The sequence below is a fragment of the Streptomyces sp. NPDC030995 genome (assembly GCF_055571215.1).
This window is the reverse complement of record NZ_JBVIFS010000006.1, coordinates 308,168-321,959: the sequence shown is the minus strand read 5'-3', so window position 1 is coordinate 321,959 and position 13,792 is coordinate 308,168. Positions and strand designations below refer to the sequence as shown.

9 protein-coding genes and 5 pseudogenes are annotated in these 13,792 nt (G+C 68.7%); 7 read left to right on the top strand and 7 right to left on the bottom strand.

The window, feature by feature from the left end; genetic code table 11:
- Nucleotides 1–192: 192 nt before the first annotated feature.
- Nucleotides 193–1,131, top strand: a pseudogene (locus ACZ45T_RS13485) (ABC transporter transmembrane domain-containing protein); the annotation flags it as partial.
- Nucleotides 1,132–2,025: 894 nt separating this feature from the next.
- On the opposite strand, the pseudogene ACZ45T_RS13480 reads toward ACZ45T_RS13485, so the two are convergent.
- A pseudogene (locus ACZ45T_RS13480) lies at nt 2,026–2,169 on the bottom strand (IS5 family transposase); the annotation flags it as partial.
- A gap of 356 nt (nt 2,170–2,525) precedes the next feature.
- Nucleotides 2,526–3,143: a TetR-like C-terminal domain-containing protein gene (locus tag ACZ45T_RS13475; RefSeq protein ID WP_468440679.1), complete on the bottom strand. Its 618-nt coding sequence runs from the start codon at nt 3,141–3,143 to the stop codon at nt 2,526–2,528.
- Nucleotides 3,144–3,210: 67 nt separating this feature from the next.
- Between ACZ45T_RS13475 and ACZ45T_RS13470 the strand changes: the two genes are divergently transcribed.
- The 5 genes and pseudogenes from ACZ45T_RS13470 to ACZ45T_RS13450 all read left to right on the top strand — a co-directional run bounded on the left by ACZ45T_RS13470 (nt 3,211) and on the right by ACZ45T_RS13450 (nt 7,556).
- Entirely contained in the window at nt 3,211–4,545 is a 1,335-nt protein-coding gene (locus ACZ45T_RS13470) for an alpha/beta hydrolase (RefSeq protein WP_468440604.1), read from the top strand.
- A gap of 54 nt (nt 4,546–4,599) precedes the next feature.
- Nucleotides 4,600–4,989: pseudogene (locus tag ACZ45T_RS13465) on the top strand (ABC transporter permease subunit); the annotation flags it as partial.
- Nucleotides 4,986–5,965: pseudogene (locus ACZ45T_RS13460) on the top strand (ATP-binding cassette domain-containing protein); the annotation flags it as partial. The pseudogenes ACZ45T_RS13465 and ACZ45T_RS13460, both read left to right, overlap by 4 nt.
- A gap of 5 nt (nt 5,966–5,970) precedes the next feature.
- Entirely contained in the window at nt 5,971–6,312 is a 342-nt protein-coding gene (locus ACZ45T_RS13455) for a DUF5713 family protein (RefSeq protein ID WP_468440602.1), read from the top strand.
- A gap of 404 nt (nt 6,313–6,716) precedes the next feature.
- Nucleotides 6,717–7,556: an IS5 family transposase gene (locus ACZ45T_RS13450; RefSeq protein WP_468440600.1), complete on the top strand. Its 840-nt coding sequence runs from the start codon at nt 6,717–6,719 to the stop codon at nt 7,554–7,556.
- A gap of 17 nt (nt 7,557–7,573) precedes the next feature.
- Here ACZ45T_RS13450 and ACZ45T_RS13445 read toward each other — a convergent pair whose 3' ends face one another.
- From ACZ45T_RS13445 to ACZ45T_RS13425, 5 genes and pseudogenes are all read right to left on the bottom strand, one after another.
- A complete protein-coding gene (locus ACZ45T_RS13445; RefSeq protein ID WP_468440598.1) occupies nt 7,574–8,008 on the bottom strand; it encodes a DUF6924 domain-containing protein in 435 nt (144 codons plus the stop codon).
- Nucleotides 8,009–8,143: 135 nt separating this feature from the next.
- Nucleotides 8,144–10,006: a serine/threonine-protein kinase gene (locus ACZ45T_RS13440; protein WP_468440596.1), complete on the bottom strand. Its 1,863-nt coding sequence runs from the start codon at nt 10,004–10,006 to the stop codon at nt 8,144–8,146.
- A gap of 61 nt (nt 10,007–10,067) precedes the next feature.
- The gene (locus ACZ45T_RS13435; RefSeq protein ID WP_468440677.1) at nt 10,068–11,036 is read right to left on the bottom strand and encodes a fibronectin type III-like domain-contianing protein; all 969 of its coding nucleotides are present in this window, start codon (nt 11,034–11,036) and stop codon (nt 10,068–10,070) included.
- A gap of 251 nt (nt 11,037–11,287) precedes the next feature.
- Nucleotides 11,288–11,404 (bottom strand): annotated as a pseudogene (locus ACZ45T_RS13430) (metallophosphoesterase); the annotation flags it as partial.
- Between the two features lie 763 nt (nt 11,405–12,167).
- A complete protein-coding gene (locus ACZ45T_RS13425; RefSeq protein WP_468440594.1) occupies nt 12,168–12,872 on the bottom strand; it encodes a hypothetical protein in 705 nt (234 codons plus the stop codon).
- 350 nt (nt 12,873–13,222) lie between these two features.
- On the opposite strand from ACZ45T_RS13425, the gene ACZ45T_RS13420 reads away from it, so the two are divergent.
- Nucleotides 13,223–13,732, top strand: a complete 510-nt coding sequence (locus ACZ45T_RS13420; protein ID WP_361228690.1) for a hypothetical protein — start codon at nt 13,223–13,225, stop codon at nt 13,730–13,732.
- Nucleotides 13,733–13,792 lie beyond the last annotated feature (60 nt).

Sequence of the window (13,792 nt, the reverse complement as noted above, 5' to 3'; positions counted from 1 at the left end):
CACCGACGAGGCCGTTCCCGTGTGCGACGCGGCGGCGTCGAACCCGTGTGGTGAAGCACGACGGGCCGGAGGGGACCGGATCGCTCGCCTGTACGGGGTGTCGCCCACACGGAAAACGCTTGGACGGCGCGGACGCGTGCGCGGGACACTGCGGTTCCGGGTCTGCCGCACGACACCAGGGTTGCGATGGGGATGGGATCGTCTGCATCACGAGGGGCTCCGCGTGACCGGGGCCCGGTGTTCCTCGCACTTCGTTACTACGGACGGGAGTTGGCGCGGCTGCGGTGGCTGACGGCGCCCACCATGCTGCTGCCGGCCCTGGGCAACATCGGCATCAACTACATCGCCCCGCTGGTCATCGCGAAGCTCGTCGGCCGCATCGCCGACGACTCCTCGCCCACCGTCGGCTCGATGCTCCCGTACGTCCTCGGATTCGCCGGTGTCCTGCTGCTCTCCGAAGCGTTGTGGCGCCTCGGCCTGCACTGCCTGAACCGCCTGGACGCCCTCGGTATCGAGCGCCTGTACGTGATCGGCATGGACGAGCTGTTCGCGAAGGACGCCGCGTTCTTCCACGACAACTTCGCCGGGTCACTGACCAAGCGGGTCCTGAGCTTCGCCTCCCGCTTCGAGGAGTTCGTCGACACGCTGACCTTCTCGGTCGTGGGCAGGTTCGTGCCGCTGCTGTTCGGGTCGGTGGTCCTCTGGCAGTACGAACCGCTGCTCGTCGTGGCGCTCCTGGCCATGATCGCGGTGACGGCGGTGTGCGTGCTGCCCCTCATCCGTCGCCGTCAAGCGCTCGTCCGCCGCCGCGAGGAGGCGATCGCCCGGGTGTCGGGGCACGTCTCCGACAGCCTGATGAACATGGACACGGTCCGGGCGTTCGCCGCGGAGGAGCGTGAGGCCGTCGAGCACCGGTCCCGGGTGGCGGAGTCGCGGGGGCTCATGCTCCGGTCGTGGGACTACGGCAACCTGCGCATCGACACCATCGTGGCGCCGATGTCCGTGCTGACCAACGCGCTGGGCCTGCTGATCGCCGTCGTGGTCGCCGGGGGAGGGCACGGTGTGGAGGCGGTGGTGGTCGCCTTCACGTACTACGGCAACGCCACGCGGATCATGTTCGAGTTCAATCAGCGCAAGGATGGGTCGAGTGGGACCTGCTGCGGCGCGAGGTCAAGGGCTACGACTACCTTCCTTTTCCGGCCACTGAATTCCCCCAAGTTCGCCTGAAATTTGGGAGGTTGGCCCGCTGACCTGTTCTTGTGAGGCCTGGTGCAGGGCTGGATGTGGTCGGGATCGGGTATTCCGATTCCTGAAGTTCGGAGAAGGTCAGCCCCATCTCACGGGCACCTCTGGATCTTGCTGCTGAGTCTCAAGTAGATCAGGCTGTGGCCGGGTCTGGTCAGACGAATGCTGACTCTGCGCTGACCGAGCTGACGGACAGTCGGATCTCTCGGTGCGGGATGGCCCAGCCCCACGGGCGGGCAATACGTGATGCTTGAGGGTCGCGGTTCTGCCCCACGCGGCGGCCGCGGGCGGCTCGGGGGTCTCTCCTCTGAGGTCATAGCTGTCCGTCACCGCGCTAAGGGCATCCGGAAACCGTCGTTGTGGGTAGTCGACAAGACTCTGGATGCGTTTGTCGGGGCCTCAGGCCGGGCCGACGGTCCTCGCGGGGACTCCCGAAGCTGGAGCGGCCGGCGGCGAGGTCGGCCTGGAGGGGTAAAAGAGTATTTTGTCCCGTAGGTGGCGTTTGGTGAGGTGGCTGCTTAGGGTCGTGGTGTGGCTCGGATTGGCTGAGAGGTTCAATGCGGGTATGGAGAACGCCTTGTGGGACAGACTCTTGGTCGACGTCCGGGTGGAGGTGGACCGCCTCGTGCCGACGAGCGGAACGTCCAGGCCATTGCGTTGATGCGCGAGCGCGCTGACCTGCCTCGACCAGGGCTGCGTGAGTGCGTGGATGTGCTGGATCAGCGATTCACCGTGCTGCGGGAGCGGTCGGCGACCCCTGGGTGATGTTGGGTCTCGCGTTCAGGCATCGCGCCAGTTCGGGGTGGATTCACGGGTGAGCCGGCGGCTCATGAGGTCGATCATCGCTATGCGGATCATGGCTTCGGAGCGGTGGGGGTGAGGTTCGTGGTCGCGGGCGAGGTGGCGGTGGTTCATCAGCCGGCCCGGTCCGGAAGGCCGAGGCATTCCGTCAGTTTCGGCAGGGCCAGCTTCCAACCTCAGCCTGACGTCGGCCAGGGCCGAGGGCATCGGCGTGGAGGCGCTCCCGCCGGAGGTCTGGCCGAACGTCTTTTGGTGGAGTCGAGGGGACGGTGTCGGCCGGCGCGGGATGCAGGCGTCCCGGCAACCTCTTCGGACGGCCGTTGGGTGCGCCGATCGACACCGTCGCGATCGAGACGTGTGAGAGCGCGGGTGATGGCCTCGGGGTCAGCGGCCCTGAGCCGTCGGTGGGCGGCATGCTGGCGCCTCTCCTGTACGAGGCGCTTCTCAACTCTCTGAACGGAGGTTGGTCGCGCTCTCTGTCACGGGTCGGGTTCGTCGTGCCGAAGGCTGCGGAACACCGCGGGGGTCGTCCAGCCACGCAGCGTGGCGTGGATCGTCGATCGGAATGCGGCCTCTGCTGTGGGGGCGTCGAGGGCCCCGGCGAGTTCGAGTGTCACAAGCCCGTGCAGGGTCACCCAGAGTGAGACGGCGATCGACGTCGCTTCGCCGTCGAGGACGGACTCTGTCACGGCGCGATCGATCGCCGCGATGAGCGGCCGGATGGGGTCACTGGTACCGACCGCCCCTGACGGCTTGAAGGATTGCACTCCACCGAACAGCACCGAGTACAGGTGGCTGTGTTCGCGTCCCCATCGTCGGTATGCGGCGGCCAGTGCGTAGATGTCGGCGAGGGGGTCCTCGGAGGGCGGCAGCGCCGTCAGGGCCTGGAACAGGCTGGCGACGGCTCTGTCGCGTACCGCTCCGATCAGTCCTTCCTTGTCGCCGAACAGGGAGTACACCGCCGCCGTTGACGTCTCGGCGGCCGTGGCAACGGCGCGGATTGTGACCGACTCCTGCGGACGGTTGGCGAGCATCTCGGTCGCGCACTCCACGAGTCGCTCTTTGACGGTCGCGTCGTTTGTTCTCGGCCTACCCATGACGAGAAGCCTACCTTCTTTGATAACGTCGTTTTGAAACAACGTTTTGAAACTTCGGAGGTCCACCGTGCCCACGTTCGCCATACGCCTTGCTCGCTTCACCGGACGCTTACTACTGGCCCTGGCCGCCGTCGCGACGCTGGTCGTCGTCCTTCTCGTTACGATCGTCCTCACGGACGGGGCAGGCTCGGGGTTCGGCGCATGGTTGACGACCCTTGGAGTCGGGACTGCCGCCGCACTGTGGCGGGGTCGGCGTCGTACCCGCGCGGCGCGGCTCGTGCCGTTCCTGCCGCTGGCTATTGCGGCAGCGTTGACGGCGTCGGTCTGCATCCCGACCGTGCCCACGGCCCGGCGGTACCCGCCCGACCTGCCCTTCGTGGCCACGCAGCACTGGAGCCTGGCCACAGGCAGCCGGGTCGCGGTGTATCACTACCCGCCCGCGAACACCGGCACCCGGCATCCCGTCCCGTTCGTGTACCTCAACGGCGGACCGGTCCGCGGCATCTCGCTGCACGACCACCGCTTCCTGCAACTCCTGGCGCGACAGGGCTACGACGTCTACGCCTACGAACAGGCCGGCGGCGGACGAAGCGACCTGCTCCCCATGGACCAGTACGCGATCTCCAGGTCGGTCCGCGACCTCGACGCCTTCATCGACCGCCTGGACAAGGGCACGGTCGACATCCTCGGATTCTCCTCAGGCGCGGTCGTGCTCACGCGAGCCCTGGCCGACCCGCGCGTCGCTGCACGCCTGCACCGGGCGATCATCGCCGAGCCCGGCCCGATGGACGGCCCCACCGCGCACATCACCGGGCACAAGGGCCAACCATCCGCGCGCGACCTCGCGCCGACCATGACCGGACCGCGGTCGACACGCATCCCGCGGTACGCCGCCGCATTCGGCCTCATGCGACTCGGACTCCTCACCCCCAACACCGGGCTGATCGGACAGGCCGAAGGCGACAACGCATTCACCGCCGCCGACCTCGGCAGCGACACCGCATCCGCCTACTGCGCGAGCGACGCGCACCGCATCCCGACTGAGGACACCGCACAGAACTTCTCCTTCAGCCCCGCCGCCAGCCTCCGCGTCCAGCAGACGGTGAAGGACGCACCCTCCATCGCCCCGCAACTGAAGCGCTCCCAGACCCCCGCGATGCTGATGATCGCCGAGTGCTCCTCCCAGGTCCGTCAATGGGCGACCGCCATCCTTGCCAATGACCCCGCCATCCAGCGCACGCAGTACATGCCCGGAGTCGGGCACCACATGTGGAACGGTCTGGACGACAACAACGACCGAGCCGCCGCCGTCATCACCGCGTTCCTTCAGGCCAGGCCGGCACCCGTGCCGAACTACCCGACCCTCGACGAGATCCCCGCCTTCCTGCGCGACCACAAGTGAAGACCCTGCAGCCCGTCTCCGGCATCGGCGGGCGAACGCTCGAAGCCGCCTGGGCCCTGCGTCTTCCGGGTCGTACACGCGGCGGCCGTCGAGATCTCCTCCCGGCCGGCCGTGGAAGCGCTGCGCATGCAGGGCGAATCCTGGTGGCGCACGGCCATCGGGTATGTGGCCCGCTCCATGCGCCGCACCCTCGCCGCCGACGCCGGGATCCGGCTCACCGGAGCCCTCTACCTGGTGGCGACCGCCGCCTTCCTCGGCGTGGGCGTACAGCCGGACGCCGCCGACTGGGCGGTGATGGTCGACCGCAACCGCACCGGACTCTTCCTCCAGCCCTGGGCCGTGGTCGTGCCCGCCCTGCTCATCGCAGGCCTGTCGATGGGCACCAACCTCCTGTTCGACGCCGTCCTCCAACGGCACAGCCCCCGGAAGGGAGCGACGCGATGACCCTCGTCGCGCACGTGCGGGACCTGCGCGTGGAGATCGACGGACGGACGATTGTGGACGGCGTGAGCCTCGCCGCCCACGCCGGCAACGTCACCGCCGTCATCGGCCCGTCCGGCAGCGGCAAGACCACCACCGGGCTCGCCCTCCTCGGCGAATACCCGGCCGGCGCCGTGATCGACGGCGCGGTCCACACACCCGCAGGCCCCGTCGGATACATACCCCAGCACCCGGCTTCCGTCCTCAACCCCGCCCGACGCGTCGGCGCCCTGCTCACCGACATCACCGCCCGCCAGGGAGGCACCCGGCGAGAGCGCAGGCGCCGCGTCGAACAGGCCCTGCGCCTCGCCCAGATTCAGGATCCCGCGGCCGTGCTGCGCCGCTTCCCGCACCAACTCTCCGGCGGACAGCAGCAGCGGGTCGTCCTGGCCCAGGCACTGCTGCTGGGCGCCCGGGTCATCGTCGCTGACGAACCCACCACCGGCCAGGACGTCCTGACCAAACAGGGCATCGTGGCGGAGCTGGCCGCCGTCGCCGCACAGGGCATCGCCGTCATCCTGCTCAGCCACGACCTGGACGTCGTACGGGAGCTGGCCGACGAGGTCGTGGTGACGCGGGCCGGGAAGGTCGTGGACCGCGGATCCGCGTCATCCGTCCTGGAGTGTCTCGCACCGGAGAAGCCGCGCGTTGCGCGAACACCCCGCCCGCGCGGTCCGAAGCGCCTGGAGACGCGGAATCTGACCGCACGGCACCGCACCACTCAGGGGGCCGCCGAGGTGCTGAGCGACATCGAGGTCTCGCTCGCGGCAGGGGAGTGCCTAGCACTCGTCGGCCGTTTCGGCAGCGGCAAGACACCCTCGGACGCTGCCTGGCCGGGCTGCACCGCGCGTACGAGGGCACGGTCCTGCTCGACGGGACGCCGCTGCCGCGAAGTCTCCGTTCCCGCACTCGCGCCGAACTGGGCGCCGTGCAGTACGTGTCGCTATGCCGATCACACACCAGCAGGTAGCAGGGCACGCGTTTCTGCGGCCGATGTACGGGGACTCGTACTTCCCCGATCACCTCGTCGACCGGGGAAAGGCGATCCTGCTGCGGCTCTGCGAGCGGATCGAGGCTGACCAGCCGTCGAATCTGGAGGCCCTGTATGCGCTCACCCAGGCCGCGACGGAGGAGTTCAACCTTCTGGACGCGGAGTTCGCGGCCGCCGGGAGTGGGATCGAAACGGTTGCGCGTGAGTGGATCGCTGATGAGTTCTGGCTTGTCGCGTCGGCATACGGCTTCACGGACGCGGACGTAGAGGAGCTGATCGCCGGCCGGGACTGGTGAGCGAGCACCGGAAATCGATCTGCCGATCAGAGCCGTTCGTGGAGAGCTGCAATCAGCACAGCCGGCCGGATCGGTGGCCACACCGTCCCAGTCCGGGCCCGGCGCCGCAGCCCTCATGCCCCGTCGACAACAACGGCTCCGGGCGCCGGATCATCGACGACCAAGATCTCTTCGCAACGAGTCCTTAAAGAGCGTTTTGCCCCGGCAAGGGGGTTTGGTGGGCTCTTGGGTGGGTGACCTGCCTGTGAAGGTTGAGGCTGGGGGTCGCCTTCGCGGCATGTGTGGCGGGTGGCAACGGTCGAGGGTCCGTTTCGGTCCCTTCGCTCCTGTCTGATCCCAGGGAGCCCCCACTCACCCCCGTTTGCGCCCTGTGGTCGAGGGACTGGCCCCGGTACTACCGAAACATGCGCCGACAACGACCGTACCCAAGTGATTTGTCCGATGCCCGGTGGGAGTTGCTGAAGCCCATCCTGTCGGCCTGGCGGGCCGAGCGGAGAGGGAAGGGCCTGGACATAGGCCGGCCGCCCCAGCACGATCTGCGGCGGATCATGGACGCGGTCCTCTACGTCGACCGCACCGGCATTCCCTGGCGCTACCTGCCACACGATTTCGCACCGTGGGAGACCGTCTACGGTTACTTCGCCGCCTGGCAGAAGGACGGCGTCTTCGACCAGCTCAACGGAGTTCTGCGGCGACTGGTACGTGAGGCCGAGGGCCGCAACCCCGAAGCAAGCGCCTGCGTGTTGGACGCCCAGAGCGTTAAGACCTCCGCGAACGTGCCCGCAGTCAGCCAGGGCATCGACGCCGGCAAGAAGATCGCCGGCCGCAAACGCCACATCGGCGTCGACACACTCGGCCTCCTCCTGGCCGTCCTTGTCACCGCCGCCAGCGTCTCCGACAACGCCGGCGGCATCCAGGTGCTCTCACAAATCTCAGAAGCCCACCCGCGCGTCACCAAAGCCTGGGCGGACACCGCCTACCGCACCAAAGCCATCGACCATGGCGCCCGCCTCGGCATCGACGTCGAAGTCGTCCACCGCGACCCCCGCCAGAAGGGCTTCAAAATCATCCCGCGGCGATGGGTCGTGGAGAGGACGTTCGGCTGGCTCATGCACCACCGCCGCCTGGCCCGCGATTACGAGACCCACCCACACCGGTCCGAAGCGATGATCCGCCTCGCGATGATCGACCTGATGAGCCGTCGCCTCACGCACGAAGCCACGCTGAACTGGCGCGACACATAGCTCGCCCCGGGCGGGCCTCAACGTGAGGAGTCAGCCCCGTCAAAGCCGCGGAAGGTCCCTGATCCATCAGCGGCATCGGCGAAGTCCGCAAAGTCCATGTTGGCGATGCTGAGGTTGGCAGCCACGTCCGGAAACCACTGCGCCGGAACCCTGAACGTTCGCCCAGGTTCGTCCGAGAGGTCCACGGCCAGAACTGGGTGGCCCGGATCGTCCATCGTGGTCGCGTCCGCCAGGAACATGTAGACGATCTGGTCGTCTTCTTCCGCGGCAGCTTCTTCGTCCAGGAGTGCCTGGACATCCACGCCGGCGAAGCGAAGGTCGCTGACATACGTGGCATGCGGATACTCGCCAGCAGCGTCGAGTGCGGCTCGAACCGCATCCCAGGCTCCCTCGTCACCGAAGTCGGTGCGCAGGACCAGCGAAGTCAGATCATCGGGATGAGGCAGGGGCATGAACGTGATCCTCTCACCCAACGCTGACATCGACCGTCGGCGAGGTCAGGGCATCCCACCGCGTCGACGTGACCTCCCAGACCTGACCGACTGGTCGCCAATTACCAAACACCCTCGCCCGGACAAAACGCTCTTTTAGTCCTTCGCCGCGGCCTCGGCATTGCGCCAGACCGTCAGGTCGACGGTGATGAAGGCGGTCTCGTTCTTTCCGCCCGACCTGCCGCGGAAGGTCGCCAGCGTGATGTGGCCGGCCTTGCTCAGCACGCAGACCTGTGACCCGTCCGTGAGCTGGTCGAGGCCGATCTTCTCGGTGAAGCGGGTCACGGCGCGGCAGGTCTCCAGGGAGCCCTTTTCGGAGTTGTTCAGCAGGACGAGCTTGCCGTTCGTAGTACCGAACTTCTCGTCCCCGAACAGGGTGTCCCGGTAGTAGAAGAGGTCGCCGTGCCCGTAGAGCACCCCGGCGCCGGTCGGCTCCTCGGCCGGGCGCGGCGGATTGTCGGCGAACATCAGCTGGTGGTTCTGGGGCACGTCGATGCCCTGGTACGAGACCGGCTGCGGGTCGGGCCGCTTCTGCGAGGCGCTGCCGCCGCCCGACGCCTTGTCGCCCCCGCCCTTGCCGGAGCCGTCCGGCAGCAGCGACCCGATGACCGCGAGCCCGATGACCGCCGCCGCTACCGCCCCGATGGCGATCAGCCCCGTCCGCTTGGGGCGCGGCGGAGCGGGCGGACCGGGAACGAAGCCCTGGGTGTGGAACGGCGGCGGCGTGCTGTGGCCCGGAGCGTACGAGGGCTGCGCGTACCGGGGTTGGTTGAACTGCGGCTGGTTGTGCTGCGGCTGCGGGTACGAAGGCTGCGCGTACGGGGGCGGCGTCGGGTAACCCGGCGGCACGGCGCCCGCAGCCCCCGGCGCCGGAGCTGTCTGCGTCGGCGCGGCGGCCGCACCGGTCGGCGTGTATCCGGGCGCGGCGGCGGGTGCCGCAGGCGCACCCGGCGCCGGCGACTGCGGCGAGACCTCGGTCGGAGTCGGAGTCGGAGTCGGAGTCGGAGTCGGCGCGGCCGTCGGCGCCTGCGGCGGCGGGGTGGGCGCCGGCGCGGGCAGCCGCAGCCGCTCGGTGATGGAACCGGCGACGGCCTGCGGCAACCAGTCCTCGCCCTGGCGCAGCGGAGCCTCCGAGGCCGCGTTGCACAGCTCGATGACCTCGGTCAGGGTCGGTCGGTCGGCCGGATCGCGGCTGAGGCAGCGGGTCACCACCGGCCGCAACTCCTCGGGCAGGGCGCTGAGGTCGGGGTCCTCGTGCACGATCCGGTAGAGCACCGCGTGCGAGGGCCCGTCACCGAAGACGGAGGCCCCGATCGCGGTGAAGGCCGCGATCTGCCCGAGGGCGAAGACGTCGGTGGCCGGGGTGACCGTGCCGGCCGAAGCCTGTTCGGGCGCCATGAACGCCGGGGTGCCGACGCTGACGCCGGTACTGGTCAGAGCGGTGGAGTCGGCGGCCCGGGCGATGCCGAAATCGATGACGCGCGGGCCGTCGGAGGCGAGCAGCACGTTGGCGGGCTTCAGGTCCCGGTGGACGATGCCCGCGCCGTGGATGACGTGCAGCGCCTCGGCGACCCCGACGGTCAACAGCAGCACGCTGCGCACCGGCAGTGCGCCGTGCCGGGCGACGGCGTGGGCGAGCGAGGGGCCCGGTACGTAGGCCGTGGCCAGCCAGGGCTGGGGGCCCTCGGTGTCCGAGTCGATGACTGGTGCGGTGTAGAGCCCCTGGACCCGCTCCGCGGCCCGCACCTCCTGTTGGAAGCGCCGCCGGAACTCGGGGTCCTCGCTGAACTCGGGCCGGATCACCTTGATGGCGATGGGCCGACCGCCCGGCGTGTAGGAGAGGTAGACCTTGCCCATGCCGCCCGCGCCCAGCACGGCCACCGGGCGGTAGCCGCCCACCACGGCCGGGTCGTCCGCCTTGAGCGGCTGGAAGAAGTCGGCGGAAGGTGCGCTGCCCATGGGATCCATCTCTGATTGCGGCGATTCAGCACCTGCCGGCGCCCCGAAGTCAACCGAGAGCCTACCCAATGCCGGACCACCCCGCCCCGGACCACCGGGCCGGCTTCGGTAGTTGGGGGACCGTGCAGCGGCGTCGCGGGCACCGCTCGGGTGGGATGGCGATGGGGCGAACTGGGATGGGGCACACAAAGCCCTCCTCGTGAAGGCGCCTGACGGGCAAAAGGCCAGGTCCGGCGCCTTCCTTTGTGCCTCTAGAAGAAGCCGAGCTTCTTCGGGGAGTACGACACGAGGAGGTTCTTCGAGTGCTGGTGGTACACGGTCCGCACCTGTGATGACCAGCCACAACGATTGCCTTGGTGATCTTTGGTTGGGGCTTGGCCCGGGTATGGCCCGGATCTTGGATCGACGGAATGTACGAGCGACGGTCCGCATCCCGCCGGGCAAGAGCCCGCGTCGACGCCTCTCGGCGGAGTCGGCCTGCGGGCCTTCTGGCGGTGAGAGCGAGTTGGGGCTCCAGCCTCCGGGGCGGGAAGCATGCGCCAGCGTGACCGTACGGCCGCAATGAGGCGGTCGATGTCCTGGGGCGTGACGTCGACGCCGAGGCCGGTGAACTTGGCCAACCGCACGTCCTGGGGCCCGTAGGACGGTCGGGTAGGTCGCCGCGAGGTCCTCGGGCGACGGGGCTTTCGCGCGGGTGAGCGCTTCGCGCAGGAGCGGCTTGCCGACGGGGTGGTCGAGCCATTCGCCGGAGGTGACATCGCTTCCAGGTCGGCGAGTGTGCCGTCGCCGGGGGAGTGCGGTCCGAAGGCGGATGTCCCGGGACGAGGCGCCGATCTCGACCGTGAAACGGGCCGGGGGCGATCCGCCGGCCGCCCAGGGAGGTGGACCGCCATGCCAGGTCCCGGCCGGTGAGCTCGAACCGGACGCTCGCCGAGGCGCCGGGTTCCAGGCCGATCCTGGTGGAGCCGCGCCGTTCGTGGCGTGGGCGGGTGGGGTGTGGCTCGTCGAAGGCGACGTAGAGCTGGACCACCTCGCGGGCGAAGTGGCTTCCGGTGTTGGTGATGGTGGCCTCGACGGTCCACCGTCTGTCGCCGGTCGCGGTGGTCTCCAGGTCGTAGGCGAGGGTGGTGTAGGTCAGGCCGTGGCCAAAGGGGGACGCGACCGGAACGGCGAGGGTGTCGTAGTGGCGGTAGCCGACATAGCGGCCCTCGCCGTACACGACGTGCCCGTCCCGTCCGGGGAAGTGTAGGTGGGAGGGCGGACATCGGCGAGCCGGTGCGGCCCCCAGGCGAGCAGCACGGCGGCTACGCCGAGGACGATGCGCGCCCGGTCCTGTCCGTCACCGACGCTGGCCACGGTCAGGGCGAACCGCAGCAGGACGCCGAGCAGAACGGACCAATCCCGAGGAGCGCCGGTGGACCAGCGAGAACGGCCTTCTCGACCTTCTTGGGATCGTCGAGAGACACCTCTTCCTCGAGCACTACTGGCGCCGCACGGGCGGGCATGCCGGCGGTGAGAGGATCGTCGAGGACGCACCACACGACCTTCCCGAGGATCACGATTGGTTCAGGAGCGGTTCCTCTCGGCCGCGGCGCAGGCGAGCGGCTGGTCATGGGTTCGGAAGACCGCCCTGATTGTGCCCGTCATTGCGTTGCTGGGCGTCTGTGTCACGTACGCCCTCAATCAGAGTGCGGCCCGTGGGGAGCGGCGAGCGAAGACCTTCGCCTAAGCGTTGACCGCAGTGGTGTTCAAGGAAGTGTTCATTGATGGGCGTGGCTCTCCACAGCGGTAGGACATGGCCGCACGCGGGCGTGCAGGCAGGGCTTCACCCACGCCGAAGCCAGGACTCGCTCACGTGGAGTCTCTGCCCGGGGAGGTGAACCCCGGGGTTGTCCTTGCGGAGGTTGGCGGATACGAACCGGGACAACCCGGAGCGCCATGTGCGGCTGTCGTTCCGCGGGTAGCTCTGAGGCGGTCACGACTGTAGGGGCGGTGCCCGGCCGTACCGAGTGAGCAGGCGGGCCCAGGCCCTGCGACGGCCGCGCGAGCCGTCCCGTTGTGGCGAGAAGCCGACCGGGAACTCGCGACCGGCGCCAAGGGCTCGACCAGCAGCGCGTTCACCATCGGCTCGGGCCCGGAGCAAGGTGGTCACGCCGGGGAATCAGTCGATGGGAAGACCCTGCATCTTCCCGAGGCTGCGGGCTCCCCCGCCGTGGAGCAGGGTGCCGTCACAGGCGGGCAGTTCGGCCTGCACCTTCTCCAGTTTCCCGGCATCAACATAACCCACGGGAATGTCGCCCTTGTCGGTGAAGTCCTTGGTGTAGCCGCGGTCGTGATCCGTCCCCATGGCCAGCAGGCGCTTGCTGTCGAGGAGTACGCCGTAGTACAGCCTGTCGGAGTTCAGCTTGTCGACGGCGGAACAGAGCACGGGTACTTCTTCGCCGCGCCGCGGGTGGCAATCGGGCTTTGCCTGATTGCACAGTTCGGTGTCACTGACCTTGATCACCTTGCAGCTGTCCTCGGACTCGCCCGTGCAGGAGACCGGCATGAGGTTGAGGGGCGGGCTCACGGTGGGGTTGGTGTAAACGCTGACCCAGGCCGCTCTGACGGCTGTCCGGTGCACTTCGGGACGCGCACACAGGTCGATGTCCGCCGTCCCTCCGAACTTGTCGTCCTGCACGGTCGCCGCGTGCTTGTCGGGGCAATCCCCTGACGCGCCCTTGTCGGCCGCACGTCCGTCGGCCACGCTGCCCGCGGCCGCTGAGCCCGGAACGGCCGGGTCCTTGTCCGTCGTGGATCCGCAGGCGGTGAGGGACAGCGTCAGGACCACTCCGAGGAGGGTGGAGACGAGAACGCGGTGTGACACGAAAGTACCTCTTGTTCGACGGGGGAATCATCCGAATGCCGGCAGTCACGGGCACGTGGCTGTGCCGCGGCACGGGGGCCGATGCTCGCAGGATCCGCTGCCGAGGGCGTCGGTGGAACCACGTACTTCGCTACGTAGTGGCCGGCCGGCCGACCGCACGCACCCTGAATTACGTAGGGCATGTCAGGGAAACCACGGACTCGCGGAACCGCGACGGGCGGGAGAGTCGTGTCGGTTCGGTGAGCCGTACACATCACAGGCGGTCCGCGTGGCGGCCGCCTTCCAGGAGGGCGGGCGGTGTGGCGCGAACGGCGGGGACATGGGAGCGGAGGGTGGGACGGACCGGAGCGGTGGTCAGTCTCGCGGTCGCCGGGTGGTTGATCTGGCTGCTCCCGGGCCCCCACCTGGCGGCCGTCCTGGGGTTCGGCCCCGTGGACGGCGTCATGAGGATCAGCTCGTGCTACGAGGCCACCGACGCGGAGGGCTATCAGGACGGCACCAACTGCAGAGGCATGTACACACCGCGTGCGGCGGGCGAGCCCCCACGTCAGGTCATGCTGGACAAGGCTGCCACGTCGCACAAGCCAGGCAGCACCGTGGAGGTGCGGATGGCGAGGGGCAGAGCCTACGAGCTGTCGGGCTACGCGCTGGGTAGGTGGATCACCGTCACCGGGCTCATCCTCGGACCGTTCCTGGCCCTGTCACTGTCGTTCCGCGCCGGTGCGCGGGACGGAACGTTCAGCCACAACGGCGACTACGTTCTGCTCTTCATCGCCGCCGAGGTCGCCGCACTCGTTCTCGGAATCCTCGTGGGTATCGTCGTCTCGATAGCCATCGCCTTGGTCGATTTGTTCGGCTGAGGATAGGGGGAGCCGCACGGCCTCGGGTCCTCGGGCGGAAGCTCAGGACGCGGTGTGTGG

Excerpts from the sequence above, each read along its gene's own strand:
- ACZ45T_RS13475 (WP_468440679.1), bottom strand. The coding sequence starts at position 3,143 with ATGGGTAGGCCGAGAACAAACGACGCGACCGTCAAAGAGCGACTCGTG.
- ACZ45T_RS13455 (WP_468440602.1), top strand. The coding sequence starts at position 5,971 with ATGCCGATCACACACCAGCAGGTAGCAGGGCACGCGTTTCTGCGGCCG.
- ACZ45T_RS13450 (WP_468440600.1), top strand. The coding sequence starts at position 6,717 with ATGCGCCGACAACGACCGTACCCAAGTGATTTGTCCGATGCCCGGTGG.
- ACZ45T_RS13445 (WP_468440598.1), bottom strand. The coding sequence starts at position 8,008 with ATGCCCCTGCCTCATCCCGATGATCTGACTTCGCTGGTCCTGCGCACC.
- ACZ45T_RS13440 (WP_468440596.1), bottom strand. The coding sequence starts at position 10,006 with ATGGGCAGCGCACCTTCCGCCGACTTCTTCCAGCCGCTCAAGGCGGAC.